Origin of the sequence: Pseudochrobactrum kiredjianiae, assembly GCF_030362795.1 — a bacterium.
In the GTDB taxonomy this organism is placed as follows: Bacteria; Pseudomonadota; Alphaproteobacteria; order Rhizobiales; family Rhizobiaceae; genus Pseudochrobactrum; species Pseudochrobactrum kiredjianiae.
In genome coordinates this window covers 919,532-946,146 of record NZ_JAUCBM010000001.1, presented here as the reverse complement: position 1 = coordinate 946,146, position 26,615 = coordinate 919,532, and the positions used below count along the sequence as shown (strand labels likewise).

Genomic DNA, 26,615 nt, shown 5'->3' with positions numbered 1-26,615 from the left:
ACGAGTCACGGGAAGGCCTCATTGGAGCATTCTTGGCGAGATCAGCTGTCAAAACTGATCTTCTTGCAAATCATGCGTGGTGAAAACGGTGAAAGCTGAGCCATGACAGCTCAGCCCCGCCGAAAAACAGATAGTTTGTCCTAATTATTCCGCGTTAAACGGTCAAGACTTAAAGCCTGATCTCAATAATTATGACCTTTTTGAAAGATCCGCTGAGATTACGGTTTAGCAGCAGGGTCTGCAGGTTTGGCATCAACTTTGGGTTCAATCTTGGCATCCGGCACAGCATCAGATTTTACTGGCGTAATATCTTTAACATCTGCCTCTGCTGTCTGTGTCAGACCATGTTTCAGCTTTTTCTCGATCTTGGCAAGTTCAACCGGTTCCGGTTTACCGGCAATGGCGTGGTTCCACTGGAAGGTCGCTTCCAGCCCGCGCCCTGCCTGCCAATAGGCATCCCCCAGATGATCGTTAATCGTCGGGTCTTCAGGACGCAGCTTGACAGCTTTCTCAAGCTCGACAACCGCCTCATTATAGCGACCAAGCTTGTAATAGGCCCAGCCGAGAGAATCGACGATGTAGCCGTCCTGCGGACGCATCTCGACAGCTTTGCGGATCATCAGCATGGCTTCTTCGAGATTTTCACCGCGATCAATCCAGGAATAACCAAGATAATTCATCACCTGCGGCTGGTTTGGAAACAGTTCCAGCGCCTTGCGGAAATTCGGCTCTGCCTTATCCCACTCTTTCAGACGCTCATAGGCAATGCCGCGCTGATAGAATAACGGCCAATCCTGACGACCAGGCTCTTTCAGCTCGGCAACCGCCTGATCATAGGTCTTTGCAGCATTCGCCCAGTCTTCTTTCTGCGCATAAACACCGCCAAGTGCGAGATAAGAACGGTTATCCTTATCATTGCTGCGCAGGTTGTTTTTCAGATGCTCAATCGCTTCATCCGGCTTGCCGGTATCTGCCAGATTGAGCGCCTGCTGCATTTCCGCATCACGCTTGTAAGGTGATTTTTCAGCCACACGCCCATAATATTTAATGGCTTTTTCCGGTTGGCGCAATTTGGCAGCAATGTCACCGAGCTGGAATAATGTAGCATCATTATTAGCGCGCAACTCATTCGACATTTGCAGATAGATCGTCGCAAAAGCCTCGGCACCACCGCGATTGATCGCAGTTCCCAGAGAATAGAGCACCTCGGCAGCACCGTGCTGCGGCGTACGCACCTGAGGATCAAGCTTCTCGCCGTCTTCCAGCTTCTGGCGGACTTCGCGCAGGATCACGCGACCGCTGAGAATCTGCTCGGCATCTTCCACCAGTTTGATGGCCCCGGCTTTATCGCCCTGACGCTGTTTGAAATCCGCATAGGAATAAATGATACGCTCATAGGTATCAGGTGCAGCACTACCGCCTTCTTTGTCGGCAACGGCCTGCGCGTAAAATTTATCCGCTTCCTTTGTCTGACCGGCATTATCGGCAATCAATGCCGAAGTATATGTCTTGAACAGATCATACCAGACCGGCCCGTCAAGTTTGGAAACAGCAGCCAGCGCATCTTTCGGGCGACCTTCACCGACGAATGTCCATGCACTCATCAGGCCGGTTGCCAAGCGATCCATTTCTGACTGCTGGGTCAGTTTCAGATTGGTACGCGCTGTGCGATAATGCTTATCGTTAAACGCTTTGATCGCCAGAACAACACGGGAAAAGCGTTCAACTTCCGGCTCGTTTTTCAATGCGCGGGCAAATGGCAGCGCCTCATCCAGCTGACCATCAGTCAGATAGGAGAGCAACAGATCGCGTTTCATCGGCTGGTTTGACGGATCAAACACCAGCGCCTGACGATAATAGGCAATGGCGACGGGAAGATTATTGTCGATCTCGGCAATGCGGCCAGCCAGATAAGCACCAGGGAAAGAACCGGCACGCGATATAATCAGCGGCTCATTCTGTTCCGGCGCTTTTGCCGGTGTCGCAGCCCGGGCAGCTCCTGACATACCGGAGGCGAAAGCCACGCCTGCCATCAGTGCGAGAACCAGAGCACGAGCTTTAACTGTATTCCGCCGCATCGGCACTTCCCCTTAAATTCTTAATTTCCGGCCTGTTTTAAAACAGAGAGACTATCCGGCGCTGGCATGGTTTTTATGTGACCGGAAAAGAGGGTATTCTCAAAAAACACCATTACCGGAAACATGTTCCGGTAATAGTCAATAATCAGTTTACGCGGCTGATGCAGAAATCAATAACATCAATCAGAGCATCTTTTTGTGTTGTCTGCGGCAATGGCGCTAATGCATCACGGGCAATCTCACCAAAATGACGGGCACGCTGCACAGTGTCAGCAATGGAGCCATGCTTGGTCATCAGGCCGATCGCTTTTTGCAAAGCCTCATCATCATTATTGCCCTGCTCAATGGATAATTTCCAGAAAACACGCTCGCTCTCAGAACCACGACGATAGCTGAGCAGCAATGGCATGGTGATTTTACCTTCGCGGAAATCATCACCGACATTTTTGCCAAGATCAGCGGCCGAACCGCCGTAATCCAGCGCATCATCAATCAGCTGGAAAGCAAGACCGAGATTGAGACCATAGGAACGCAGTGCCAGACGATGCGCACGCGGTGCATCAGCAATGATCGGGCCGACTTCCGCTGCAGCCGAAAACAGCGCAGCAGTCTTGGCTTTGATCACGGCCAGATATTCATCTTCCGTGGTTTCCATATTTTTGGCGGCGGCGAGCTGCATCACTTCACCTTCCGCAATCACGGAAGCCGAGGTTGCCAGCACATCAAGCGCGTCGAGCGAGCCGACATCAACCATCATTTTGAAAGCCTGACCGAGCAGATAATCACCAACCAGAACGCTGGCCTGATTGCCCCAGATCATGCGTGCAGTGCTTTTACCGCGACGCAGATCGCTCTCATCCACCACATCATCATGCAGCAGGGTAGCCGTATGCATGAATTCCACGCTTGTTGCGAGCTGCACGTGACCTTCGCCCTCATAGCCAAACATGGCTGCGGCAGCCAGCGTCATCATCGGACGCAACCGCTTACCACCGGATGAGATCAGATGATTGGCCACTTCCGGTATCATCTCAACATCAGAACCGGCCTTGGACAGGATAAGCGCATTGACACGTCCCATATCCGCTTTCGTCAGATCAACCAGCTTCTGAATGGACGCCTGCTGATTTTTTTTCTCATCGAGATTGAGAACCACACCCAATGCCATATCTCCAGTTCACGCGGCCTGATAATGAGACCCGTTTTTATAGCAGCACATTATTCAACGCTGCCTTTATGCTCAAGAGTCAAATGCACTAAAAGCCCTGCCAAAGGCAAGAGTTGCCTATTGCCACACAGCACAATAAAGCACATTCCGCTGATATAAGATGTCAAATTACTGTCAGCAAACCTATTTGTGTCCCGAACGCCCCATATACAGAATCGGTTAAAGCCGGTTTGATGAGCTCAATATCAGCCAGACAGGAAACCACTGCCTCTATGTCTTCCTCGCTTCATTCCCTGCCTTACGGCGAAACACTGGACGCTTTTCATCGCGGCGCGTTCCATCTGGTGCAGCCCTCCATGAAAGGTCACCGGTCGGGAATTGACGCCATGATTTTGGCAAGTGTCGTGCCTGCCGGTTTCCAAGGCAATGTGGCTGATCTTGGTGCCGGTGCCGGTGCGGCAGGACTGGCCGTTGCCTCGCGCTGTGTAAATGCTCAGGTAACACTGATTGAACGCTCAGCTGAAATGCTGCTCTACGCGGATAAATCCAGCACCTTGCCTGAAAACGCCCATATGCATGGCCGCCTCACTTGTCTGCAGGCGGACGTGACTATGGCAGGCCCTGCCCGTCATGAAGCGGGCTTAAGCGATAACAGTTTTGACTATGTGATTATGAATCCGCCTTTCAACCAGAGCCATGACCGCGCCACGCCTGACGCTTTGAAAGCGCAAGCCCATGTGATGCATGAAGGCATGTTCGAAAGCTGGATACGCACCGCCTCCGGCATATTGCGCCCACGCGGGCAGATTGCGATTATCGCGCGTCCTGCCAATTTGAGTGAAATGCTAAGCGCACTGGAACGCCGTTTTGGCAGTATTTCTATCACGCCAATCCATGCGAGACCTGAGGAAGCGGCCATTCGTGTCGTGATTACGGGCATAAAGGGCAGCCGCGCTCCGGTTTTTCTTGCGCCAGCAATAATTTTGCATAAAAGTTCCGGTCATGAATTCACGCCGCGCGCAGAAAGCCTCATTAACGGTTGCGACAGCCTGTAAAGGCTGGTGCTCAGGAGGCCGGAACGCATTTCCCCGCAAACGAATATTGTCTGCAACGGCCTTACGCGTCATTTAAAACGCGAAGCCCAAGGGACAGATAAGGGGTAAGCGCTGTACAAGCGCTGCCCGCAAAGAAAAAGGCCAATACCGGATGACACAAAGCCAGACCAAGCGCCCCTTCTCAACGCTCCGCCATTGGCTCGACAGTGAATCCGCCAGCGGTATCGCCCTGATGTTCGCGGCAGCACTGGCGCTGCTCGTTGCTAATTCACCGCTATCTGCCGGATATTTTCAGCTACTGGAAACCAAAATCGGCCCGATGAGCGTATTGCACTGGATCAATGATGCGCTGATGGCGATCTTCTTCCTGCTCGTCGGACTGGAGATCAAGCGTGAGTTTCTCGATGGCCAGCTTGCCAGCTGGTCAAACCGCGCTTTACCGGGCATTGCCGCTGCTGGCGGTGTGATTGTACCAGCATTGATTTTTGCCGGTTTCAACTGGTCAAACCCTGAAACCATTCGCGGCTGGGCTATTCCTTCTGCCACCGATATTGCTTTTGCACTCGGTGTATTGTCGTTGCTCGGTCCTCGCGTTCCGACCAGTCTGAAAGTGTTTCTGGCAACACTCGCCATTCTTGATGACCTTGCTGCAGTCGCAATTATTGCAGTGTTTTATACGTCTGATATTGCCACTCTGTATCTTGCCGGTGCAGCCGGTGTGTTTGTGCTGATGTTCATCCTCAACAAGATGGGCGTCATGCGTCTGACCCCTTATCTGATCCTCGCCGTGGTGCTGTGGTTCTTTGTGCTGCGTTCAGGTGTTCATGCAACTGTTGCCGGTGTACTGGCGGCGCTGACCATTCCGATCAAGCCTGCCTTTGGCCGTCCGGACGATATGAGTTCGCCCCTGCACACACTTGAACATGCGCTGGCGAAATGGGTCGGCTTTGTCATCGTGCCGATTTTCGGCTTTGCCAATGCGGGCGTTTCCTTTGCCGGTATGAGCCCGTCGATCCTTGGCGACACTCTCACACTGGGCATTGCGCTTGGTCTGTTCCTCGGCAAACAGCTTGGCGTGTTCGGCGCAGCATGGCTTGCAATCCGTGCAGGTATTGCCACTAAGCCAATGGGGGCAAGCTGGGCTCATCTCTATGGTGTGGCTCTGCTTTGCGGTATCGGCTTCACCATGAGCCTGTTTATCGGCCTGCTGTCCTTCGACAATGATCTGCTGCACAGCGAAACTAAAATTGGCGTCTTGCTCGGCTCCGTTGCCTCGGCAATTTGCGGCTATGTGTTACTGCGTATCACCACACGCAATCGCATTGCGAAATAACAGGTTCTGTTTTCACCCGCTGTCGTTATAACAGCGGGTGAAATATCTCATTCATTTGCTTTTCTGCTCCGGAGACTATCTGTGCCGTCACTTATCAGCCGTATTATTCCGCGCCGTTTTAAATCTTCCAGCGTTGAAATTCCGGTTGTCCGGCTTAGCGGCGCCATCATGACCGGAGGCAGCCCGTTACGGCAAAACCTGTCTCTCGAAGGCATTGCTAACCAGCTGGAAAAAGCCTTCACGACAAAACACAGTCCTGCAGTAGCGCTGAGCATTAATTCTCCCGGCGGCTCACCTGTGCAGTCACGGCTGATCTATAAGCGCATCCGTGATCTCGCCGAAGAAAACAACAAGAAAGTCCATGTTTTCGTTGAGGATGTGGCCGCATCCGGCGGCTATATGATTGCCGTTGCCGGAGATGAAATCATCGCTGATCCGTCTTCGATTGTCGGCTCTATCGGTGTTGTCTCAGCCTCTTTCGGCTTTACCGAGCTAATCAAGAAAATCGGCGTGGAGCGCCGCGTCCATACGGCAGGCAAAAACAAAGCCACCATGGATCCGTTTCAGCCGGAAAAAGCATCCGATATTGACCACATCAAAGCGCTGCAGCTGGAAATTCACCAGACCTTTATTGATATGGTGAAAGCACGTCGCGGTGCCAAATTACAGGATAATGACGATCTGTTTACCGGCCAGTTCTGGACAGCGATCACCGGTCTGCAACTGGGGCTGGTTGACGGCTTAGGCGATATGCGCTCGCATTTACGTACTGTTTATGGCGATAAAACCAAACTCAATCTGATACAGCCATCGCGCGGCTTGCTGGGGCGCAAGAATACCGGCGGCATTTCTCACGGCCATTTGCTTGGCGCGGCGGGTGAAGGTCTGATCAATGTGCTGGAAGAAAAAAGCCTGTGGTCACGCTACGGCCTTTGATAGCTAGAGCGGTTTTAGTTAATGTTTAACCATTAAAACCGCCCTATTTTTTTGTTTTACGCGCATTTTATACCGAAAACCGCTTCACACTTTTCGGAATGCGCTCTAAAGCATGTCGCGCTCAAATGTATTCATTTGAGCTACCGCGAACATGCGATAATTAAAGAACCTAGAGCGAGCGCAGTGGGTACGATTAAACGCAACACGCTCTAGTGCAATCATAATTACATCATGGTGCTGTGTTATCTTGAAACATATAAACATCCTGCTTAAATCAGCAGGACTCTGAACTCACTCCTGAAAGGAGCCGGTATGCCACAGCTGATTTTTCTGATCCTTCTGGTTGCAGCTGCAATCTATGGCTATCGCTCCTTTAAACGGGAAGCCGCCCGTGTCTCCAAGAAAGTCCGCCAAGCCGAGCAGGAAGCCCGTACGGGTGCAAGCGGCACGTTGGTGCGTGACCCGAAAACCGGTGTTTATCGTCCGGCAGATAAAGACTGATTTCAGAGTATGCCCGATACTTCAAATTTGCACAGTGCTTTGACAGCCACGGCTTATGCCAAACTCAATCTTGCGCTGCATGTCACCGGTCAGCGAGCGGACGGTTATCATCTGCTGGATACCTTGGTCGCTTTTGCTGATTACGGCGATGAAATCAGCGTCTCGCACGTACAGGAAGACAGTTTCACACTCTCGGGTCGGTTTGGTGCCTGCCTGCCTGCCAGTAGTGATAACCTTGTCTTAAAAGCCCGTGATCTGCTCCGCGCCCGCTTTCCGCAACATAGCACCCCTGTTGCACTCCATCTGAAAAAGAAACTGCCTGTCGCATCCGGCATCGGCGGCGGTTCCAGCGATGCAGCCACGGTCTTGGCGCTGCTGATCAAATTATGGAATATCCAGCCGGAACAATCATTGCTTGAGCAGATTTGCCTGCAACTCGGTGCCGATGTACCGATGTGCCTGCATGGTCAGCTGCACGGCGGCGCATTAATCGCCAAAGGCATTGGCGAAGAGTTACAAACTCTGCCGAACCTGCCGGTTCTGCCACTGGTTCTGATCAATGACGGCACAGCGATTTCAACGCCGCAGATTTTTAAACATCTTCATAAGCGCGATAATCCTGTCTTGCCGGAAATTAGCGACTCTCACAGTCATACTGAATTGTGCGATTATCTGAAAACCACCCGTAATGACCTGTTTCAGCCTGCCGCAGAAATCGCACCGCAATTATCACAAATCCTGCGCCTGCTGCGGGATAGCGGAGCGCAATATGCGCAAATGTCCGGATCAGGCGCGACTTGTTTTGGAATTTATGCCACGTTATCCGAAGCACAACAGGCCGCTGAACAGCTTCAGCGCCAAAAGCCGCATTGGTTTATCTGCGCCAGCACGACAGTGACTCTAAAAGCTTAGAAGGAGCCAGCTATGTCTGATACTGTTAAACTTGAGCGCCCGTTTATTCCGGTGGGTATTGCCGTTCTCACAGTCTCTGACAGCCGCACGCTGGCAACTGATACATCCGGTGCCTATCTGGCATCCCGCATCACGGAAGCAGGTCATAAGCTGCGCGACCGTCAGATTGTGGTCGATGATGCAGAGCAAATCCGCGAGTTGGTTGTGCAGTGGTCGAAAAATCCGGAGATTGATGTGGTGATCACCACCGGCGGCACAGGCTTTACCGGCCGCGATGTGACGCCCGATGCTCTGGAGCCGGTCTTTGACAAAAAGATGGACGGGTTCTCCGTGATCTTTCACCAGATGTCCTATGCCAAAATCGGCACATCAACGATCCAGTCACGCGCCACTGCCGGTCTGATTAATCAGACCTTTGTGTTTGTACTGCCGGGTTCTGGCGGCGCCTGCCGCGATGCATGGGAGGGCATTCTTGCCCAGCAACTCGATTATCGCCATCGCCCGTGTAATTTCGTTGAAATCATGCCACGCCTTGATGAACACCTGAAGCGAAAAAACTGACTCACAAATAAGTTCTTGCTTTGTTCCTTAATTCGGATTAAATTTTAAAGCACAAACGGCGCAACAGAGTCGCATAAAATTCCTAGAGCGTGTCACGTTTAATCGTGTCCACTGCGCTAGCTCTAGTTTCTTTTCATTGTCGCATGTTCGCGATAGCTCAAATGAATCCATTTGAGCGCGACATGCTTAGATCCCGATTATTTTGCTCCGGTTATGCCCCTGCATTTCCGGCAAGGAGAAAGCTATGGCAATTTTACAGGAGGTTTTCGAACCGGCTGATCAGGCTGTTTTCTCCGGCAAAGCAGTCTTCGGTTCCGAGCGTACAGATCATGCCAATGCCATCATTGACGGTACAGGTTTGCGCATCGACCACAGTCGCCGGCGTGGGCGTGGTGCAGGGATTAACCCATCCGGTCGCTTTGAAAGCCAAAGCCGAAGCGTTGAAGACGACGGCTGGAACTCGCTTGAAGAACTGGAAGCTTTCAAGACCGAAGTACAGATCGAAAAACCGCGCACTATCATTACGCGCAATGACTCACCGGATATTGGTTTTGACCGCTCCGTTAATCCGTATCGCGGTTGCGAACATGGTTGCATCTATTGTTTCGCCCGCCCGTCGCACAGCTATATGGGGCTGTCCGCCGGTCTGGATTTTGAAACCAAGCTGTTTGCCAAACCGGATGCCGCACGTCTCTTGGAAAAAGAACTTTCCAAATCCGGCTATGTACCGAAAACCATTGCCATTGGCAGCAATACAGACCCTTATCAGCCCGTTGAGAAGAAATGGCGCATCATGCGCGATATTCTCGGCGTGCTGGATGCCGCCAATCATCCCGCCGGTATTATCACCAAATCCGCCCTTGTAACCCGTGACATTGATATTCTCAGCTCGATGGCTAAGCGCGGTCTGGTCAAAGTCGCGGTCTCCGTCACCACTCTGGATGCCAAGCTGGCGCGCAATATGGAGCCACGCGCCTCAACACCGACACTGCGTCTGCAAGCTATACGTCAGCTCACCGAAGCAGGGATTCCGGTGTCCGTCCTACTTGGCCCTGTGATCCCCGGTATCAATGATCATGAGATTGAGCGCATCCTCGATTCTGCCTATGCAATGGGTGCGCGTGAAGCCGGTTATGTGCTGCTGCGGCTGCCTTATGAAGTAGCGCCCTTGTTCAAGGACTGGCTGTTGCAGCATTTCCCCGACCGCTACCGCCATGTCATGTCTTTGCTGCGCTCGATGCGCGGCGGTAAGGACTACGATGCCGAATGGGGCAAACGCATGCGCGGCGAAGGCCCTTATGCATGGCAGATTGGCCGCCGTTTTGAAATTGCCTGTAAAAAGCACGGACTGAACGTGCATAAATTCCGCCTGCGTAGCGATCTCTTCACACCCCCACAAACAAATGGTGTTCAGCTCTCGCTTTTCTGATCTGCCCTCAGAGCGACTCCAATCAATATCGATACGTTGGAACCGCTCTTTTTCTTTGTTTTCACGCATTTTCGTATGCGTCGGAAATGCTTCAGCAGATATAGGCTGCCCGTCCTTTTGCCGGCAGCTTTCCACATCGTTCGCCCCCTCTTGCGATGTGGTCTTGCGGAGTTTCAGATTGGATGCAATCTCAGTCTATGAGCAAAGCACCATCTGATTCTCCGCTTTTTTCTAAAAAGCAGCCCAAATCCTCAACCAAATCTGCGTCTGATAAACCTGTAGTCTTCACGCCTGACTACAGTCATGAGCAACAATTGCAAGCGCAAGGCTTTCATCTGATTGCCGGCCTTGATGAAGTCGGGCGCGGCCCGCTCGCAGGCCCTGTTGTCGCTGCCTGCGTTATTCTTGATCCGGACAATCTGCCGGAGGGACTTGATGACTCCAAAAGGCTGACCGCTGCAAAACGCAACCTGCTTTTTGATAATATCATGGATAAAGCAGTGGCTATCAGCCTGTGCAGCCTTAGTGCAGAGACGATTGACCGGAGCAACATTCTGGCGGCATCGCTGCTGGCGATGAAGCGCTGTGTCGATGCACTGACCATCCGGCCTGATTATGCTCTGATCGACGGCAACAAAACGCCAGCCGGTCTCCCCTGCCCAGCGATGACGCTGGTCAAAGGCGATCAGCGCTCTCTGACCATTGCTGCTGCCTCTATTGTTGCCAAAGTGACCCGTGACCGCATGATGGAGCGCACTAGCCTCATTTACCCTGCCTATGGGCTAGAAAAACATGCAGGTTACGGCACAGCAGCACACCGGCAGGCTATAGAAGAGCAAGGACCCGTATCAGGTTTACATCGTTACAGCTTCGCACCGATTAAAGGGCGCTGGGAGTCCGGCCAGTAATCACAAACGCATTTACAGCATGCCCGAGCGGGAGCTCATACTCCTGCTTTTCCCTCAGAATTTTGCACTCAACCACAAATTCCATATCTCAAGACAAATAAAAAACGCCGCATAAAGCGGCGTTTTTCAATTCATCAATTATGATGCTTAGTTCAGGTTGCTTTTAACCTGTTCCAGTGAAGACTTGAACATCTCACCAGCGGTTTTAGCATCCATCTTATTCGCAATCAGAGTACCTGCAGCAGCAACAGCGATTTCCACTGCAGATGCACGAACCTGATTAACAGCATCAGTTTCAGCCTGTGTAATCTTCTGTTCAGCCAGCTTATTGCGACGAACGATATATTCTTCAGACTTTTCTTTAGCTTCGGTCAGCAGAGCGGCTGCTTCGCGCTGAGCGCTCGCGACGATTTCGCCAGCTTCTTTTTCTGCTTCTTTGCGCTTGCGGTGATATTCAGCAAGCAGAGCCTGAGCTTCTTCACGCAGTGTACGTGCTTCGTCCAGTTCCTTGGCAATGTTGGCAGCACGTTCATCAAGCGAACGACCCATCATAGCCGGAACTTTAAGATAAGCCAAAATCGCGAGGAAAATGATCAGACCAATGAGGGCCCAAAACGTTGCATCCATGACGGTCTCCCTTAAGCGCTAACAGCTTTTACAGCAGCAGCAATATCAGCTTTATCGGACTTACCGCCAAGCAGCTTCTCAACGATTTCTGCGGTTGTTTCTTCAGCAATCGAACCAAGATCGCTCATCGCTTTTGCTTTAATCGCAGCGATACGGTCTTCAGCTTCAGCTAATTTCTTTTCAAGTGATGCTTCAATAGCTTTACGCTCGGCATCAATATCATTTTTAGCCTTATCACGGGCTTCCTGACCAATCACAGCCGCGCTCTTGCGGGCTTCAGCCAGTTCCTGCTCGTAAGCAGCAATCGCATTGTCAGCATCAGTTTTCAGACGTGCAGCCTGTTCCAGGTCCTGTGCAATACGGTCACGACGCGTTTCAATCACACCACCGATACGTGGCAGTACAACGCGCGACATGAACAGATAAAACAGCCCGAAGGTAATCGCGAGCCAAAGCAGCTGCGATGCATAATGGGTGGAATCAAATGGTGGAAACACGCCTTTACCGGCATCATGCGCCACACCTGTTTCAGTGTGCACAACAGAGTTGCCACTGTCAGCTCCCGACACTGGTGCCGGCTGAGAGTCAGTTGCGGTTTGGGCAAACGCCGTGGACACGAACATCCATTTTCCCCTTATCACTCAGGCTTAATAAAAGATAACCAGCCGCATATGCTTTTAGCCCTTTAAAGGAGATTTGCATATGCGGCCGATTTAATCCGGCAGCTTAAATATTAAACTGCGAACAGGAGCAGAAGCGCGATGAGCAGCGAGAAGATGCCCAGAGCTTCAGTTACGGCGAAGCCGAATACCAGACGGCCGAACTGGCTGTCAGCGGCAGACGGATTGCGCAGTGCGCCCGAAAGAAAGCTACCGAAAATGTTGCCGAGGCCGAGAGCCGTACCGGCCAGACCGAAACAGGCGAGACCTGCGCCGATGTACTTTGCTGCTTCCGCTTCCATGTTAAGCTCCTTCTGGATTGATATAAATGCGGATTTCAGTTCTGGCGGAAACCCGCCGGCGATATTTCAGAGCGACCTATAGAACATTGATACTCATTACAATGAAATACAGAGCCTGATTTCTGGATAGACAAGGCTACTGTCCGCGAAACGGACAGTAGCAATTTCAGTTAGTGACCGTCCGGATGAACTGCATCATTAATATACATGCAGGTCAGAACGGTGAAGACGTAGGCCTGCAGGAATGCGACCAGGAATTCCAGACCGGTGATAGCAACGGTCATAAACAGAGGCAGAATTGCGCCACCCACACCGATCGGACCCAGAGCAGCCATGGATACCACGAAGCCTGCGAAAATCTTTACGGTGATGTGACCAGCCAACATACTAGCGAAAAGACGCACAGAGAGGCTGATCGGACGGGACAGGAAAGAAATGATTTCGATCGCGGACACAAGTGGGATGATGGCCAGCGGGACACCATTTGGTACGAACAACTTGAGGAAGCGCACACCGTGTTTGAAGAAACCATAGATAATCACGGTACCGATCACCAGCAGCGCCAGCGCAAAAGTAACAATAATCTGACTGGTAACTGTATAGAAATACGGGAAGAGGCCAATGAAGTTTGCTACAAGAATGAATGTGAACAGTGAGAACACAAACGGGAAAAACTTCATTCCCTTAGAACCGGCTGAATCCCGCAATGAGGATGCAACAAATTCATAAGCCATTTCGGAAACCGACTGCAATCTTGTTGGCACAAGACCACGCCCAGCAGATGTCAGAAACAGAAAAGCGGAAGCGGATACGACAGTCAGCACCATAAAGGCGGACACGTTCGTGAACGACAGATCAACACCGCCGACATCGATAGGAATCCATCTGGAAACCTGAAACTGATGGATCGGATCGTTTGCCACCTTAACCTCACCTGTAACCCATGCCCGAAGGCGTTTCATTCATGCCCGAGGGCGTTTTTTCAACCGTGAGCGACCGGCTCACAAAACATTCAACCGTGAGCACTAGCTCACAGCTTTTTCAGTACAATCAAACAAATGTGTTTGAGCCGTACCGTTGCCTTTACAGGCTTATTCACTATTGTGCACATCCGGCATAGCCTTTATGCACATTATTTTTTGTCCTGTTGCTTTCTCTCCACATTAATGCCGCTTTCTGCAACATATCCTGCGGCACGTAAAACATTCAGGGTACCGGCTCCGAATCCCAAAAAGAGAAAGATAATCAATCCCCACGGGTTCGTACCTAACATACGATCAAAAAACCAACCTAAAACCGCACCAACCACGATACCAGCAATAAATTCGCTGGATAATTTCATGGCTTGCGCCATAGATGTTGCGTTTTTCTCAGCCTGTTCGTCTTTTTTAGATTTTTCACCCACACCTTTGGCAGCCAAATGGCTTTCAAGCTTGCGCAGACGGTCATCCAAACTTCCGTCAGTATCGGGCTGAATTCCGGCCTGCGCCGGAGCATCAGCTTTGCTTGCCGCATCATCGGAATGCTGAGGCTTTTCGGGTGTATTCCCGACTGCCATTCATGCCTCCTTTGGCAAGAAAACCGAGGTTTTCACCCCACTGTGAAGTCGGCCGCAACATATTAACAGCCAAGTCATTCGTCAAGGCACTGTCTGCATAGAAGTTGAAGGTTTTTTGTACTATTAAATCATATACTTAACAGGTTTCAGCATGAAGCAGGTTACGAATCCCGCTTCACGCCACGTTTTTGGGCACCGAATCCCTGATAGATCAGCTCCAGCCGCCGCCGTAAGTACGGTAGAAAACATGCAGGCCGATTTTCTTAACTTTTTCCATCGTTGAGGCCCAACGAGGACGCACATAAGTGGCGTGATAATGCGTGGCTGAGCCCACTTCCGGCAACCAGATTTGCCCGTCGGTAACAGCTTTTGCAACCTGCTGCGCCATGCGCCAATGACCGGCCTCTGTCACACGATGCTTTTGCCCGTCACAGGCAAAGGAAAACTGGCAGGCGTTGTGCCAATCTTTATTCTGATAGACAACACCGCAGATTGTTGACGGATAGGCCGGATTGCGCACGCGATTGAGAATAACCTGACCAACCGCCGCCTGCCCTTTGACCGGCTCACCACGCGCCTCAAAATAAATACCTTCAGCCAGACATTTCTGCTCTGATGCACTGAATACGAGTGGCGGCAAAGGTGTTGCCGCCCAATTATGATCTCTCGCACTGATCGGCGGAATAAATCGGCCACTTTCTTTTTCCGGCACCAGAATGCTTTCAAAAGGTGACGTCTTGGCATAATCCGGCTTGGCTGGCGCGTAACCCAGCGCCAGAACATCCGGCGTGTCATTGGTAATCAAGGAAGCCAACGCCGTCGGCACAGCTATGGTCTGCTTGATCTCAGGGCGATGAAAAGCGAGTGCAATGTCAATTTCTTTGCCGCGCAAAGGGCCTTTGACAAAAGTGGATTTAACTTCTTTTTTGCCGGCAACCGGCTGCATCAGCCTGGGACTCACCTGAGAAACCTGAGCAGCCAATGAGCCTGCATTAAACATGCGTGCCGGTGCCTTCGTCTGCACAGACACCAGTCGTGCCTGCTTGTCGGAACGGCTGACACGTTTTTCATCCGGGTTCGGATCTTCAATACCAAGCTTGCCACCGGCTACACGACCGCTCAACACAACGCGACCGATGCCTTCAATATCCGCAGCAGCACTCAGGCTGCCTGGCACGACAGACGAATCAACAAATGGCATTTCGGCCTTGTGAATGGAACCGGCAGGAGCATCGACCATGTAGGTTGCCCAGCGATTGCCGGACTGCTCACTGAGGCTCAGCATACTGGCCATATCCTGATAGGCGATGACATTGCTGGAATAGAAAAACAGCCCTACCCCTGCCAGAAGCTTTGGCAGCGTTGCGGAACGGCGTTTTTGTTTAACGGTTACGGCGACCGGATAATAGCGGCCGTCCTGAGGGCAATAACCTTCTGAAGGATAATACCAGGCTTGTGCTGGCTCATTGCCGGATCGGCCAAACAGGGCCTGCAAAGCTTTACTACGCACCGGAACACTCCACTCACTCAACAAGACGACTATAGTCAGATAATGATCTATTAACCTTGATGCTTCGTTAACGCGGAGCTGTTTAGCTATTGATTTTATTTATTAATTTTTAATTAATGTTTGTCTTGGCACACAACATAAGCGGTTGGTTTTCTTGAAATTATTCTGCCGCAAGTCCATGTAAATCCGAAAATCACACCAACAATGCGCAAAGCGATTTTATAAAAAATATGCTTAAAGCGGTTACAGAAATGAATAGTTGCAACCGCTCTAAGCATTTGTTGTTACGCATTATCCTACGCAAAACCGCTTCGCACTTTTGCTGGAAATGCTTTAAATCCAACAAAAATGAACCGGATGCGCTGCCGCATCCGGTTCTTTGAAAACATATTTGCTTTATAAGCCCGCCGGAAATTCACCACGATAGCGCCGTGGCAGCATCACTGATAAAGTCACCCCGCGAATAAACAGGAACATATTCAGCGCCAACCACAGGCTGTGATTGCCCAGCCATTCACGCGTGCCATACAGCACACCGAAGAAGACAAACAGCGACAGGAACATCATATTGCGCATGTCTTTTGACCAGGAAGCGCCTATGAAAATGCTGTCCATCTGGAAGGCATAAAGGCCGGTTAGTGCTGTGAGCGACACCCAAGGCAGATAATAAACCGCCATCTGGCGTACATCCGGCTCGGTGGTCAGAATATTGACCAGACGATCGCCAAAAGCGAGGAAGATCAGCCCCATAACCACCGCCATCAGCATTCCCCAGAAAAAGGTCAACTGGATGGAGCGGCGGAAAGCCGGACTATAACGCGCACCGACCGCACGTCCTGCCAGCTGCTCGGCAGCTATCGTCACACCTTCCAGAAAGAAACCGACCACCAGATAGAAGTTCATCAACACAGCATTGGCGGCCAGTGTGATGGTGCCCATTTCATTACCGACACGGGCAAAGAACACATAAGTCGACATCAGCAATAATGAACGGATCATAATATCACGGCTGATGACAATCATGCGCCACATACCGGCCTTGTCGAAAAGGCGGTTGATATCCAGCTTGCGCAATGCGCCGCCACGCCAGATCAGAATACTCATACCAGTGATTGCAGCGACAGTTTCACCCGTCACGGTCGCCCATGCCACACCATAGACTTCCCAGCCTAATCCCAAACCAAGCACCAATGCCAAAATGATATTGATGCCATTGAGCAGGAATTGCAGTGCCAGACCAAAAAGGCCTTTGCCTCGCCCGAGTAACAAACCCAAAACCGAGAAATTGACCAGTGCCATCGGTGCCGAGAGCATACGGATCGACACATATTCGTTCAGCGCCTTGGCTGTATCGGATGTAGGCTTAAGAATATCATTGGCCGCATAGAGGGTCAGCGGCAGAATGGCGATCATCAAGAGACCGGCCACCAGCGCAACAATGATCGCACGCCAGAATACCATGATTTCTTCGCTCTGGTCACCACGTCCCATCGCCTGCGCCACCAGTCCGGTGGTGCCGGAACGCAAAAAGCCGAATACCGAAAACAGACAATCGAAGACCAGCGCGCCCATAGCCAGACCACCGAGCATACCGGCATTGCCGAGCTGTCCGATTACACCCGTATCCACCAGCCCCAGCAGAGGCGTGGTCATACCGGCCAGCGTCATAGGAATAGCAATCGTCAGCACCATACGATGCGTGACGTTAAACGGACGAACGAGCGACGTTTCGAGCGCGTCATTATCTGGCTTGAACATAATACCACACGATAGAAAGCAGGCAGAAATAAAAAGACTCTGCTGTCAGCCGTGCTGACTACTCTTAACTCATGAGTAGTCGTGGATATTTTTATCGGTCAGTGCAGAAGTTCCTGCAAAGACATATCCTGTTTTGCAATGATGGTCAGTATAATTCTGCACCATCACAGCAATTTGTCGCGCCTGCTCATGGCATGACTTGCGGCACTTCAATGCCATAGAGCATCGCCCAATAAAGGTAATGCGGCTTGTCTGCCCGTGCCGCATAAGCAAGACCATAACGGGTGAAAATCGGATCAAGCAGGTTTTTCCGATGTCCTGCCGAATTCAGCCATGCATTCAGCGCTGCTGGCACATCTTTCTGGCCGGAGGCAACATTTTCTGCCGCAGGTCCACGAATGCCAGCCTGTTTTAAGCGGCCGGTAAATGTATTGCCCCAGCCGATACTATGGCCGATCTTACCGGCATTAGCCATCAGCTTTGCCTGATGAAGCGCCGCTTTTTCAAGCCTTGCCTCCGGCTGCATCGGCGGCACGCCATATTGGCGACGCACCTTATTGACCATCTCCACAACATCATCCTCTGCAAAAGCATCAGCAACCGGAATGAGTGCAGGGCTTAACAAGAGTGCCCCACCGGCAACCAGCAACCGGCGGCGTGAAATCAGCAATGTATCAATCATCAAAACCACAATTTAAAAATGAGCGCTGTTATTTTCTGTAATTGATAATTCTGAGCAAAATAAAGGCAGGGATTACAACTGCGGCACCCAACAGCAGATAATCAGTAAAGCGCGACAATGCCGAAAAGCCCATATTCCAGATTCTTACAAAGAAATCGCGGATGTTCCAGAGAATATCATAAGGCGTCCAGTTAAAGGCATGCATAACAACGCCGACAACCAGCGACACCAAAATCAATTTAACGATCACACGAGCCGGTGTATCGCCCAGAAAACGGGTAGCACGGTCAGACATAAAAGCACTCCTTTGTTGAGACAGACAAATAAGCGCGAATATCCGGCGTGACAAGCCTTCACGATTTTCGCTTCATCTTTCAGCGATTATTTCTGTAACTGCGCGGTAGGTTCTGGTTCTGACGCATAAAAGAACGATTCATGCTCCGTGTATCGGTGAAACCGCTCGCAACCGCCACCTCAAGCAAGGATGCATTGCTGGTTGTCAGCAACTCTTTAGCGCGCTGTACCCGCAACTCCTCGCGCACCTGAAAAGCAGTTTTGCCAAGCCCGAGCTGAAAGCCCCGCTCCATCTGGCGGGTGGAAATACCAAGACGCCGCGCCACTTCTGCCATTGCCAGCGGGTCTTCCAGCGTTTCTTCAAAAATACGAATAGCTTTGCGGATCATCGGCGACCGCACACCATTGAAGCTCAATGCAGGCTGCTCTGATGAAAGCAATTCATAAGGGAACATCAGAATGGATGCGCTTTTACGCGCCAGTTCCTCGGAAATTTCCGCCTGTATGATAGAGAGCGCCAGTGATGCAGCCCCCAACCCGCCCGCGCAGGTAAAATGCCTGCCGCTACGGTGAAACAGACTGGTTGTATCCGCTGTGAAACCGTCAAAAAGCTGGAGAAAATCTTCTTTATGGAACCAGTTCACACAGCAATTACGATCTTCCAGTAGTCCTGCCTCAGCGACAATAAAGGCAGCGGTACACAGACCGATAACATTCTTTTTCTGCCGGTCTGCACGTTTCAGCACTTCAATTAATGCGCTCTGCCCCGGGCGGTAATGCGGCAGTACACCACCGACAACGGCGATATAATCGCAATCGTCCAGTGCGCCGATTGGTGCAGTAGGCGTCACGGTCATACCGGAACTGGATTCAACCGGCAGGCCGTTCAATGTGCAAATTTTCCAGCCGCAGCGAATTTGACGACTCTTGTCCTTATCATCAGCAGCGAGGCGAAACGGATCGAGAAACAGGCTGAGAGCCGACAGCGTAAAGCCGGGCAAAACAACAATCCCCAGCGTCAGACGCTGTGTCTGTGAACCGTCAGATTTTGCCCCATCCTGTTTTGTCGTCATGTCCAATTACGCTCTCCCCCAGCTTCACCTGAAATTAGAGCGCAGAACTGCCGCAGTCAAACACCATCAGGACAATCCATATAAAAAGGCCGCAATATAAATATTGCGGCCTTAGAGTATTATATATGTGTCATTCAATCAGCGAAAATGTTTAGAAAGCTTCAGACCCTGCGCCTGATAATGCGAGCCGAGATCGCTGCCATAGAGTGCTTTTGGACGTTTGAGCATATGTTCGTAAATCAGACGACCAACGATCTGTCCGTGTTCAAGAATAAACGGCACTTCATGGCTACGCACTTCGAGCACCGCACGGCTGCCCTGCCCGCCCGCAGACACATTGCCAAAGCCCGGATCAAAGAAACCGGCATAATGCACGCGGAACTCACCGACCAGCGGATCAAACGGGGTCATTTCCGCAGCATAAAGCGGCGGCACATGCACGGCTTCCTGCGAAACCAGAATGTAGAACTCATCCGGATCCAGCACCAGTTCACGGTGGCCGCGATCATAAATCGGCTCCCAGAAATCCAGCACATCATGCTGCGCGCGCTTATCCACATCGACAACGGATGTATGATGTTTACCGCGATAGCCGATCAGGCCGTTTTCACCACCGCTCAGATCAATCGACAGCGCAATACCACCATTGGAAACATTCGGCGTTGCGGAAGCTACCAGTGTTTCAGCCGTGTGCAATGCACTGAGTTCAGCTTCATTGAGTTGCGCGCCACCTTTGCGGAAACGGATTTGCGACAGGCGCGAACCGGTACGGGCAACAATCGGGAATGTGCGCGGACTGACTTCCAGATAAAGCGGGCCGTGATAACCGGCAGGCACCTTGTCAAATTCCTGCGCACTATCTGTGATGACACGGGTGAAAATATCCAGACGACCTGTCGAGCTTTTCGGATTAGCGGAAGCCGATAATTCCTGCGGCAGCGCCAAAGCTTCCAGCAGTGGCACGATATAAACACAGCCGGTTTCCAATACCGCACCTTCACTCAGGTCAATTTCATGGAGCTTCAGGCGTTCAAGCTTCTTGGCAACCGGTGTATTTGGCCCCGGCATAAAAGAGGCGCGCACACGATAGGCCTTGCTGCTCAAACGCAAATCCAGACTGGCCGGCTGTATCTGATCATGATCCAAGGCGCGCGCTGACATCAGCGCGCCGGTTTCAAACAGAGCCGCAATATCGCTGTCTGCCAAAATTCCGCTATCTCGGGTCATTATATGTCCAGTCATAAAATTATATTTTGCCGCACCCTAACCATTAACGGTTAAAAGAGGGCTACTGTAATGGGTGCTTTTACAGATAGATTTCACTCCTTCCTGTCAAGTCCCGTGAAATCCCGCCCTTGACAGCGCGATGATAACAGTCCTACAAAAAACACTCGTGGTGATTTGCCGGCCGGCTTGCAGCCACGTTAAAGAAGTTGCTAAATATGGCCGCGGTTCCGAACCGGCCTTTTTGCGTCTTCATGCATAGGCCGGTTTTTTATTGGCCGGTGTGGCCCGAACCCTGCCGACCATCCTTTTATATAGGTTGGACCGATGACAAAGATACATACCCGTACCCTTCGCCCCGCAACACAGTTGGTGCATAGCGGCACAACCCGCACGCCTTATGGAGAAACATCCGAAGCACTGTTTCTGACGCAGGGCTTTGTTTATGACAGTGCGGAAGCCTGCGAAGCACGCTTTACCGGCGAAGATCCGGGTTTCATTTATTCCCGCTATGCCAATCCGACGACGGATATGTTTGAAAAGCGCATGTGCGCGATTGAGGGTGCAGAAGAAGCACGCGCTACCGCCTCCGGCATGGCTGCAGTTGCCGCTGCAATTCTCTGTCAGGTGCATGCCGGTGACCATGTGCTGGCGGCCAAAGCAATGTTTGGCTCCTGTCGATACATTATTGAAACTCTGCTGCCGAAATACGGCGTAGAATTCACCCTGATTGACGGTGTGAATTTTGAAAACTGGGAAAATGCCGTTCGCCCGAATACCAAAGTGATGTTTCTGGAAAGCCCGACCAATCCGACACTCGAAGTGATGGATATTGCCAGAATTGCGGGACTTGCAAACTCTATCGGCGCTAAACTGATCGTCGATAACGTATTCGCCACCCCGCTTTATCAGCGCCCGTTAGAGCTTGGTGCCCATATTGTCGTCTATTCCGCCACCAAACATATTGACGGTCAGGGACGTTGCCTCGGCGGCGTTGTTCTGTCTGATCGCGAGTGGATTACAGACGTTCTGCAGGATTATTTCCGCCATACCGGCCCGGGTCTTAGCCCGTTTAATGCATGGACAATGCTCAAAGGCCTGGAAACGCTGGCCGTGCGTGTGGAAGCGCAAACCCGTTCTGCCGCTAAGATCGCCGATTTTCTGGCCGAGCAGAATGGGATTGCCCGCGTGATTTATCCGGGTCGTAAAGATCACCCGCAGGCCGATATTATCGCCAAGCAGATGACCGGCGGTTCAACCATGATCGCACTGGAACTCAAAGGCGGCAAGAAAGCAGCTTTTGCATTTGAAAATGCGCTGGAAGTCATCAGCATTTCCAACAATCTCGGCGATGCAAAGAGCCTGATTACCCATCCGGCGACCTCAACGCATAAAAACCTCAGCGATGAAGCCAAAGCGGAACTCGGCATTACCGACAGCTTGCTGCGCCTTTCCATCGGTCTGGAAGATGCGGATGATCTTATCGATGATATTGGCTTTGCACTGAAAGCCGCTCAAGGCTAAACTGACATCAGACGGCTGTTGATTTGTCAGCAGCCGTCATGTCCTGCCAGCTCCCATGGCTTTTCAGAGTAGCCTCTATGTATCGTGCAATTACCGAGAATATCGAAGTCACCGTTGAGCCGTTTTATCTGGAAGAGCAATCCGCTCCTGATGAATCCCGCTATGTCTGGGCTTATCGGGTAACGATTATCAATCACTCGGATATTCCGGTGCAATTACGATCGCGGACATGGAAAATCACCGATGCGCATGGACGGACTGAAGAAGTGCGCGGCCCCGGCGTCGTGGGCGAAGAACCATTTTTAAGCCCCGGTGACAGCTATCAGTATTCATCCGGCTGTCCGCTCACAACCTCATCCGGCATGATGTCCGGCAGCTATATGATGCAAAATCATGAGAGTGGCAGCCCTGATGAGGGCAAATTATTTGCCATTACCATACCGGCATTTTCGCTCGACATACCAGGGCACAGACCGGTTCTGAACTAATTATAAAGCTTTAATCATCGCCACGCGGCGCTCAATCGGCAAGCCAATGGACTCTTCCAGCTCGGCAATCGAGCGGAAGCGTGCATTATACTCGGATATCGGCAATACCTGATAATCGCAGCTTTCATAAAACGGCCGGTTCCATGGCACGTCGCCAAATGTTGTCAGGCTGAGGCTTGCGTAGCCCTGCGCTCTGGCAATATCAGCTGCCGCATCCAGCAATTTGCGACCGAGACCACGGCGCTGAAAATCCTGATGGACTGACAGTTCCCAGAAATGCAGGCGGTTTTCATCCGGCATGGCTTCTGCCACCAGAAATCCACCCAGCACATCACCGCACTCCGCCACCAGCACATGACCTTTTTGCATAAAGTCACGATGCTGTTCAGCAGACATCACCGGCATATCCAGAATAAAATGCAAAGACGGATCAGCCACAAAGGTCTGCACTGCCGAGCGTTCAATCTCCGGCAGCAAATCTGCATCAGCGATGCGTGCCTGCCGGATCAGGCAGGCACATTTATCAGCCTTAGCAATCATTGCGCTGCGGCGAGTTCAGACGGATCAAAATCATAATGGCTGGAGCAGAACTCACAGGTCACGGAGATTTTGCCGTTTTCAGTACTGTGTTCCAGTTCCTCAGCCGAGAAACCTTTCAGCACACCAAAAATCTTGTCGCGTGAACAGGCGCAATGATCAACCACTTTGGTGCCTTCATAAACGCGGACGCCGCGCTCATGGAACAGACGATACAGCAGACGCTCAGACGGCACCTGCGGATCAGTCAGTTCGGAATCGTCAATGGTCGAAACCAATGAACGGGCTTCCTGCCATTCATCCTCAACCGGAGCTTGTTCGGCTTCAGCACCATTCGGATTATCACCGCCGTGCAGATCGCGATGGCGGGCACGCAATTCGGACTGCGGCAGAAACTGCACCATCAGACCACCGGCACGCCATTGTTCGGTTGGCTTGCCATCGGCACCGCGCTCAAAAAGACGAGCCACGGCCAGCTGCACTTCTGTTGCAATCTGTTCAGACTGCATGAAGTAGTTACGCGCAATATCTTCCAGCGAAGAACCGTCCAATGCGACAATACCCTGATAGCGCTGGGTGAATTCGCCCTGATCGACGGTCAGCGCCAAAGTGCCCTGCCCAAGCAGTTCTTCCGGTTTGGTCTTACCGCTCGCCACAAATTCAGCCACACGCTCTTCATCAAAACGGGCATAGGCGCGGATTGCATCCGGCGTGCGGAAATCCACGACCAGCATATCTACCGGCCCGTCAGACTTAGTCTGAAAAATGAATTTACCATCGAATTTCAGCGAGGTTCCAAGCAGCACGGTCAACACAGCCGCCTCACCCAGCAGCCGTGATACGGCTTCCGGATAGTTATGGCGTTTCAAAATAGCATCGAGCGCCGCGCCGAGCTGCACTGTACGGCCGCGCACGTCCAGACCTTCAACCTGAAACGGCACAACAACATCATCACCGGACAGAGGAATATGGTCCAGCATCGGGCTATTGGTGATCATCTGGTCGGTACTGGTCTGATTATTCATAACGATCTCTTTTCATTGGCTGCCACGGAGGCTGCATTACTGCGCCACAAATCAGATACGGCCTGCAAGCTGTTGACAAACCTGCAAGCCGTAAATGTATATTTAAGGCAGGATCAGCGGAAAACCAATCCTGAAGTCCGAGAGCTTCCTAAGTGGAAGCTCTCTATTTTTTAGCTTGTCGCATTATCCTACGCAAAACCGCTATACACTTTTGCTGGAAATGCTCTGCTCTATAGATAAGAAGCGATCAGCGTCCTTCAAGGCACCAGGTCAAAATCGCCTTTTGCGCATGCATACGGTTTTCGGCTTCATCAAAGACCACCGATTGCGGGCCGTCGATCACTTCATCGGTCACTTCTTCACCGCGATGTGCCGGCAGACAGTGCATGAACAGCGCATCTTTATTGGCTTTCGCCATCAGATCAGCATTCACCTGATACGGCATAAATACATTATTGCCGCGTGCATTATCTTCCTGCCCCATCGAAACCCAGGTATCGGTCACGATACAGTCAGAACCGGCCACAGCCTTTTCCGCACTGGTGGTCGAGAAAATTTTACCACCGTGTTTGTTTGCCCAGTCGAGAAAACGCGGCAGTGGCTCACTGCCTGAAGGTGTTGCAATATTCAGACGGAAATCGAACTGTGCTGCGGCCTCGATGAAGGAATGCAGCACATTATTGCCGTCACCGCTCCATGTGACCGTGCGGCCTTTGATCGGCCCGCGATGTTCTTCAAATGTCAGAATATCAGCCATGATCTGACATGGATGCGTATCATCAGTCAGCGCATTGATAACCGGCACGGTCGCATGCTCTGCCAGTTCGAGCATGCGTTCATGGGAGGTTGTACGGATCATAATGGCATCGACAAAGCGTGACAGAACTTTAGCCGTGTCCGCAATGGTTTCACTGCGGCCAAGCTGCATTTCCGAACCGGTCAGCATGATGGTTTCACCACCAAGCTGGCGCATGCCCACATCAAAAGAGACGCGGGTTCGCGTGGACGGCTTTTCAAAAATCATTGCCAGAACTTTGCCATCAAGCGGCTTATCGCGCTCACCGGCTTTTAATCGTTCTTTGCGGGCACGCGCTTCATCCATGATGAAGCGCAGATCCTGCGGGCTGACTGCTGAGAGATCGGTAAAATGCCTTAAAGTCTTATCATTTGCCATTATTAGTCACCGTTTATGCAGGAGCTTTTGAAAGCTTCGCTGCAACCTTTTCAATCCGGTTCAGGGCTTCACGCATATCATCTGCCGTTACTGTCAGCGGCGGCAGCAAGCGCACAACATTATCACCCGCACCGACGCTGAGCATTTTCTCAGCGCGCAGACCGGTAATCACATCAGTATTCGGAACAGCGCATTTCAGGCCGATCATCAGGCCCTTGCCGCGCACTTCTGTGAAGACGTCCGGAAAACGGTCAATGATTGACGCCATGCCCTGACGGAACTGCGATGCCATATCATTCACATGATCGAAGAAACCATCGGCCAGCATCACATCCAGCACAGCTTCACCAACGGCCATCGCCAGCGGATTGCCGCCATAAGTAGTGCCGTGTACGCCTGCGACCATGCCTTTGGCTGCTTCTGCAGTTGCAAGACATGCGCCCATCGGGAAGCCGCCGCCGATGCCTTTGGCGGTTGCCATCAGGTCAGGGGTAACGCCTGTCCATTCATAAGCATAGAATTTACCTGTACGACCAACGCCGGTCTGCACTTCATCCAGGATCAGCAGCAGGCCGTTTTCATCACAGATCTGACGAACAAGGCGCATAAATTCGGTTGAGACAGAACGAAGGCCGCCTTCACCCTGAACAGGCTCGAGCAGAACAGCAGCGGTTTCAGGTGTAATGGCAGCGCGTAACGCAGCTTCATCACCAAAAGGCACCTGATCGAAGCCATCAACCTTAGGACCGAAACCTTCGAGATATTTGGCCTGACCGGTCGCGGCAATGGTTGCAAGTGTGCGGCCGTGGAAAGCACCATCAAAAGTGACAACGCGGTAACGCTCAGGCTGGCCATTGACAAAGTGATAGCGGCGCGCGGTTTTAATCGCGCATTCCAGAGCTTCGGCACCCGAGTTTGTAAAGAAAACTTTATCGGCAAATGTATTATCGACAAGGCGCTGACCCAGGCGTTCCTGACCCGGCACTTCATAAACATTGGACAGGTGCCACAATTTGGCAGCCTGATCCTGAAGTGTCTTTACCAGATGAGGGTGGCTGTGGCCGAGTGCGTTCACAGCAATTCCGGCCGCAAAATCAAGATAGCGATCGCCATCTTCTGTAATCAGCCAAACGCCTTCCCCTCGCTCAAAGCGCAACGCTGCACGATTATAGGTGTCGTAAAGCGGGTGCACATTTGCAGTCGTCATGCCAATAAGGCCTCCAAAGCCTTTAAATTGAAGCGGGCAGCATCTCAATCTTCGCCGGTCTCCGTGAGTTCTCTCAAACTCCCCTCCGGTAA

At 51.6% G+C, this 26,615-nt stretch carries 27 protein-coding genes and 1 riboswitch; of the genes, 10 read left to right on the top strand and 17 right to left on the bottom strand.

Annotated features, from left to right (window positions below):
- Window positions 1-218: 218 nt before the first annotated feature.
- Window positions 219-2,078: a tetratricopeptide repeat protein gene (locus QUF18_RS04160; RefSeq protein WP_353074480.1), complete on the bottom strand. Its 1,860-nt coding sequence runs from the start codon at window positions 2,076-2,078 to the stop codon at window positions 219-221.
- A 145-nt stretch (window positions 2,079-2,223) separates the two neighbouring features.
- Window positions 2,224-3,240: a polyprenyl synthetase family protein gene (locus QUF18_RS04155; RefSeq protein ID WP_289386136.1), complete on the bottom strand. Its 1,017-nt coding sequence runs from the start codon at window positions 3,238-3,240 to the stop codon at window positions 2,224-2,226.
- A gap of 278 nt (window positions 3,241-3,518) precedes the next feature.
- Here QUF18_RS04155 and QUF18_RS04150 point away from each other — a divergent pair, with 278 nt between their 5' ends.
- The 8 genes from QUF18_RS04150 (at window position 3,519) to rnhB (ending at window position 10,881) form a co-directional block, all read left to right on the top strand.
- On the top strand, window positions 3,519-4,301 hold the full coding sequence (locus tag QUF18_RS04150; protein WP_289386135.1) for a tRNA1(Val) (adenine(37)-N6)-methyltransferase: 783 nt from the start codon (window positions 3,519-3,521) through the stop codon (window positions 4,299-4,301).
- Between the two features lie 151 nt (window positions 4,302-4,452).
- Entirely contained in the window at window positions 4,453-5,634 is a 1,182-nt protein-coding gene (gene nhaA / locus QUF18_RS04145) for a Na+/H+ antiporter NhaA (RefSeq protein WP_289385481.1), read from the top strand.
- An 81-nt stretch (window positions 5,635-5,715) separates the two neighbouring features.
- A complete protein-coding gene (locus QUF18_RS04140; protein ID WP_289385480.1) occupies window positions 5,716-6,570 on the top strand; it encodes a S49 family peptidase in 855 nt (284 codons plus the stop codon).
- Between the two features lie 312 nt (window positions 6,571-6,882).
- Window positions 6,883-7,071: a hypothetical protein gene (locus QUF18_RS04135; RefSeq protein ID WP_289385477.1), complete on the top strand. Its 189-nt coding sequence runs from the start codon at window positions 6,883-6,885 to the stop codon at window positions 7,069-7,071.
- A gap of 9 nt (window positions 7,072-7,080) precedes the next feature.
- Complete coding sequence (locus tag QUF18_RS04130) at window positions 7,081-7,983, top strand: 4-(cytidine 5'-diphospho)-2-C-methyl-D-erythritol kinase (protein WP_289385475.1); 903 nt, start codon at window positions 7,081-7,083, stop codon at window positions 7,981-7,983.
- A gap of 12 nt (window positions 7,984-7,995) precedes the next feature.
- Window positions 7,996-8,544 carry a molybdenum cofactor biosynthesis protein B gene (moaB, locus tag QUF18_RS04125; RefSeq protein ID WP_289385473.1) on the top strand — a complete coding sequence of 183 codons (549 nt, stop codon included), beginning with the start codon at window positions 7,996-7,998 and terminating at the stop codon, window positions 8,542-8,544.
- Between the two features lie 244 nt (window positions 8,545-8,788).
- On the top strand, window positions 8,789-9,973 hold the full coding sequence (locus QUF18_RS04120) for a PA0069 family radical SAM protein (RefSeq protein ID WP_289385472.1): 1,185 nt from the start codon (window positions 8,789-8,791) through the stop codon (window positions 9,971-9,973).
- Window positions 9,974-10,170: 197 nt separating this feature from the next.
- Window positions 10,171-10,881 carry a ribonuclease HII gene (gene rnhB, locus QUF18_RS04115; protein WP_289386134.1) on the top strand — a complete coding sequence of 237 codons (711 nt, stop codon included), beginning with the start codon at window positions 10,171-10,173 and terminating at the stop codon, window positions 10,879-10,881.
- Between the two features lie 147 nt (window positions 10,882-11,028).
- On the opposite strand, the gene QUF18_RS04110 is transcribed toward rnhB, so the two are convergent.
- The 11 genes from QUF18_RS04110 to QUF18_RS04060 all read right to left on the bottom strand — a co-directional run bounded on the left by QUF18_RS04110 (window position 11,029) and on the right by QUF18_RS04060 (window position 20,574).
- Window positions 11,029-11,508, bottom strand: a complete 480-nt coding sequence (locus QUF18_RS04110) for a F0F1 ATP synthase subunit B (RefSeq protein WP_289385470.1) — start codon at window positions 11,506-11,508, stop codon at window positions 11,029-11,031.
- 11 nt (window positions 11,509-11,519) lie between these two features.
- Complete coding sequence (locus QUF18_RS04105) at window positions 11,520-12,131, bottom strand: F0F1 ATP synthase subunit B (RefSeq protein ID WP_289385468.1); 612 nt, start codon at window positions 12,129-12,131, stop codon at window positions 11,520-11,522.
- A 110-nt stretch (window positions 12,132-12,241) separates the two neighbouring features.
- Window positions 12,242-12,469, bottom strand: a complete 228-nt coding sequence (locus QUF18_RS04100; protein WP_113942441.1) for a F0F1 ATP synthase subunit C — start codon at window positions 12,467-12,469, stop codon at window positions 12,242-12,244.
- 170 nt (window positions 12,470-12,639) lie between these two features.
- Window positions 12,640-13,392: a F0F1 ATP synthase subunit A gene (locus tag QUF18_RS04095; RefSeq protein ID WP_289386133.1), complete on the bottom strand. Its 753-nt coding sequence runs from the start codon at window positions 13,390-13,392 to the stop codon at window positions 12,640-12,642.
- Between the two features lie 209 nt (window positions 13,393-13,601).
- On the bottom strand, window positions 13,602-14,027 hold the full coding sequence (locus tag QUF18_RS04090) for an AtpZ/AtpI family protein (RefSeq protein WP_289385463.1): 426 nt from the start codon (window positions 14,025-14,027) through the stop codon (window positions 13,602-13,604).
- 211 nt (window positions 14,028-14,238) lie between these two features.
- Window positions 14,239-15,537, bottom strand: coding sequence for a cell wall hydrolase (locus QUF18_RS04085; protein WP_289385461.1), 1,299 nt, complete (start codon window positions 15,535-15,537; stop codon window positions 14,239-14,241).
- Window positions 15,538-15,933: 396 nt separating this feature from the next.
- The gene (locus QUF18_RS04080) at window positions 15,934-17,295 is read right to left on the bottom strand and encodes an MATE family efflux transporter (protein ID WP_289385459.1); all 1,362 of its coding nucleotides are present in this window, start codon (window positions 17,293-17,295) and stop codon (window positions 15,934-15,936) included.
- A gap of 187 nt (window positions 17,296-17,482) precedes the next feature.
- On the bottom strand, window positions 17,483-17,977 hold the full coding sequence (locus tag QUF18_RS04075) for a CAP domain-containing protein (protein ID WP_289385457.1): 495 nt from the start codon (window positions 17,975-17,977) through the stop codon (window positions 17,483-17,485).
- A 28-nt stretch (window positions 17,978-18,005) separates the two neighbouring features.
- A complete protein-coding gene (locus tag QUF18_RS04070) occupies window positions 18,006-18,272 on the bottom strand; it encodes a DUF6460 domain-containing protein (protein ID WP_289385455.1) in 267 nt (88 codons plus the stop codon).
- 79 nt (window positions 18,273-18,351) lie between these two features.
- Window positions 18,352-19,344 (bottom strand): GlxA family transcriptional regulator, encoded by a 993-nt coding sequence (locus tag QUF18_RS04065; RefSeq protein WP_289386132.1) that lies wholly within the window; start codon window positions 19,342-19,344, stop codon window positions 18,352-18,354.
- 138 nt (window positions 19,345-19,482) lie between these two features.
- Entirely contained in the window at window positions 19,483-20,574 is a 1,092-nt protein-coding gene (locus QUF18_RS04060) for a 2'-deoxycytidine 5'-triphosphate deaminase (RefSeq protein WP_289386131.1), read from the bottom strand.
- A gap of 153 nt (window positions 20,575-20,727) precedes the next feature.
- Window positions 20,728-20,806, top strand: a riboswitch (SAM riboswitch).
- Between the two features lie 89 nt (window positions 20,807-20,895).
- On the opposite strand from QUF18_RS04060, the gene QUF18_RS04055 reads away from it, so the two are divergent.
- Entirely contained in the window at window positions 20,896-22,092 is a 1,197-nt protein-coding gene (locus QUF18_RS04055) for an O-succinylhomoserine sulfhydrylase (RefSeq protein ID WP_289385453.1), read from the top strand.
- 77 nt (window positions 22,093-22,169) lie between these two features.
- Complete coding sequence (gene apaG, locus QUF18_RS04050) at window positions 22,170-22,580, top strand: Co2+/Mg2+ efflux protein ApaG (protein ID WP_289386130.1); 411 nt, start codon at window positions 22,170-22,172, stop codon at window positions 22,578-22,580.
- Here apaG and QUF18_RS04045 read toward each other — a convergent pair whose 3' ends face one another.
- The 4 genes from QUF18_RS04045 to QUF18_RS04030 all read right to left on the bottom strand — a co-directional run bounded on the left by QUF18_RS04045 (window position 22,581) and on the right by QUF18_RS04030 (window position 26,523).
- Window positions 22,581-23,120 carry a GNAT family N-acetyltransferase gene (locus QUF18_RS04045; protein WP_289385451.1) on the bottom strand — a complete coding sequence of 180 codons (540 nt, stop codon included), beginning with the start codon at window positions 23,118-23,120 and terminating at the stop codon, window positions 22,581-22,583.
- Window positions 23,117-24,115 carry an Hsp33 family molecular chaperone gene (locus QUF18_RS04040; protein WP_289386129.1) on the bottom strand — a complete coding sequence of 333 codons (999 nt, stop codon included), beginning with the start codon at window positions 24,113-24,115 and terminating at the stop codon, window positions 23,117-23,119. Before QUF18_RS04040 ends, QUF18_RS04045 begins: the two co-directional genes overlap by 4 nt.
- Window positions 24,116-24,389: 274 nt before the next feature.
- A complete protein-coding gene (gene argF / locus QUF18_RS04035) occupies window positions 24,390-25,316 on the bottom strand; it encodes an ornithine carbamoyltransferase (RefSeq protein WP_289385449.1) in 927 nt (308 codons plus the stop codon).
- Window positions 25,317-25,329: 13 nt separating this feature from the next.
- Entirely contained in the window at window positions 25,330-26,523 is a 1,194-nt protein-coding gene (locus QUF18_RS04030; protein ID WP_289385447.1) for an aspartate aminotransferase family protein, read from the bottom strand.
- Window positions 26,524-26,615: the final 92 nt, after the last annotated feature.

What these genes read in the sequence shown, in the direction of transcription:
- QUF18_RS04130 (WP_289385475.1), top strand. Translation starts at nt 7,081, where the DNA reads ATGCCCGATACTTCAAATTTGCACAGTGCTTTGACAGCCACGGCTTAT.
- QUF18_RS04070 (WP_289385455.1), bottom strand. Translation starts at nt 18,272, where the DNA reads ATGTCTGACCGTGCTACCCGTTTTCTGGGCGATACACCGGCTCGTGTG.
- QUF18_RS04040 (WP_289386129.1), bottom strand. Translation starts at nt 24,115, where the DNA reads ATGATCACCAATAGCCCGATGCTGGACCATATTCCTCTGTCCGGTGAT.
- QUF18_RS04030 (WP_289385447.1), bottom strand. Translation starts at nt 26,523, where the DNA reads ATGACGACTGCAAATGTGCACCCGCTTTACGACACCTATAATCGTGCA.
- argF (WP_289385449.1), bottom strand. Translation starts at nt 25,316, where the DNA reads ATGGCAAATGATAAGACTTTAAGGCATTTTACCGATCTCTCAGCAGTC.
- QUF18_RS04105 (WP_289385468.1), bottom strand. Translation starts at nt 12,131, where the DNA reads ATGTTCGTGTCCACGGCGTTTGCCCAAACCGCAACTGACTCTCAGCCG.
- QUF18_RS04120 (WP_289385472.1), top strand. Translation starts at nt 8,789, where the DNA reads ATGGCAATTTTACAGGAGGTTTTCGAACCGGCTGATCAGGCTGTTTTC.
- QUF18_RS04080 (WP_289385459.1), bottom strand. Translation starts at nt 17,295, where the DNA reads ATGTTCAAGCCAGATAATGACGCGCTCGAAACGTCGCTCGTTCGTCCG.
- rnhB (WP_289386134.1), top strand. Translation starts at nt 10,171, where the DNA reads ATGAGCAAAGCACCATCTGATTCTCCGCTTTTTTCTAAAAAGCAGCCC.
- QUF18_RS04075 (WP_289385457.1), bottom strand. Translation starts at nt 17,977, where the DNA reads ATGATTGATACATTGCTGATTTCACGCCGCCGGTTGCTGGTTGCCGGT.
- moaB (WP_289385473.1), top strand. Translation starts at nt 7,996, where the DNA reads ATGTCTGATACTGTTAAACTTGAGCGCCCGTTTATTCCGGTGGGTATT.
- QUF18_RS04150 (WP_289386135.1), top strand. Translation starts at nt 3,519, where the DNA reads ATGTCTTCCTCGCTTCATTCCCTGCCTTACGGCGAAACACTGGACGCT.
- apaG (WP_289386130.1), top strand. Translation starts at nt 22,170, where the DNA reads ATGTATCGTGCAATTACCGAGAATATCGAAGTCACCGTTGAGCCGTTT.
- QUF18_RS04100 (WP_113942441.1), bottom strand. Translation starts at nt 12,469, where the DNA reads ATGGAAGCGGAAGCAGCAAAGTACATCGGCGCAGGTCTCGCCTGTTTC.
- QUF18_RS04090 (WP_289385463.1), bottom strand. Translation starts at nt 14,027, where the DNA reads ATGGCAGTCGGGAATACACCCGAAAAGCCTCAGCATTCCGATGATGCG.
- nhaA (WP_289385481.1), top strand. Translation starts at nt 4,453, where the DNA reads ATGACACAAAGCCAGACCAAGCGCCCCTTCTCAACGCTCCGCCATTGG.
- QUF18_RS04135 (WP_289385477.1), top strand. Translation starts at nt 6,883, where the DNA reads ATGCCACAGCTGATTTTTCTGATCCTTCTGGTTGCAGCTGCAATCTAT.
- QUF18_RS04065 (WP_289386132.1), bottom strand. Translation starts at nt 19,344, where the DNA reads ATGACGACAAAACAGGATGGGGCAAAATCTGACGGTTCACAGACACAG.
- QUF18_RS04045 (WP_289385451.1), bottom strand. Translation starts at nt 23,120, where the DNA reads ATGATTGCTAAGGCTGATAAATGTGCCTGCCTGATCCGGCAGGCACGC.
- QUF18_RS04055 (WP_289385453.1), top strand. Translation starts at nt 20,896, where the DNA reads ATGACAAAGATACATACCCGTACCCTTCGCCCCGCAACACAGTTGGTG.
- QUF18_RS04110 (WP_289385470.1), bottom strand. Translation starts at nt 11,508, where the DNA reads ATGGATGCAACGTTTTGGGCCCTCATTGGTCTGATCATTTTCCTCGCG.
- QUF18_RS04160 (WP_353074480.1), bottom strand. Translation starts at nt 2,078, where the DNA reads ATGCGGCGGAATACAGTTAAAGCTCGTGCTCTGGTTCTCGCACTGATG.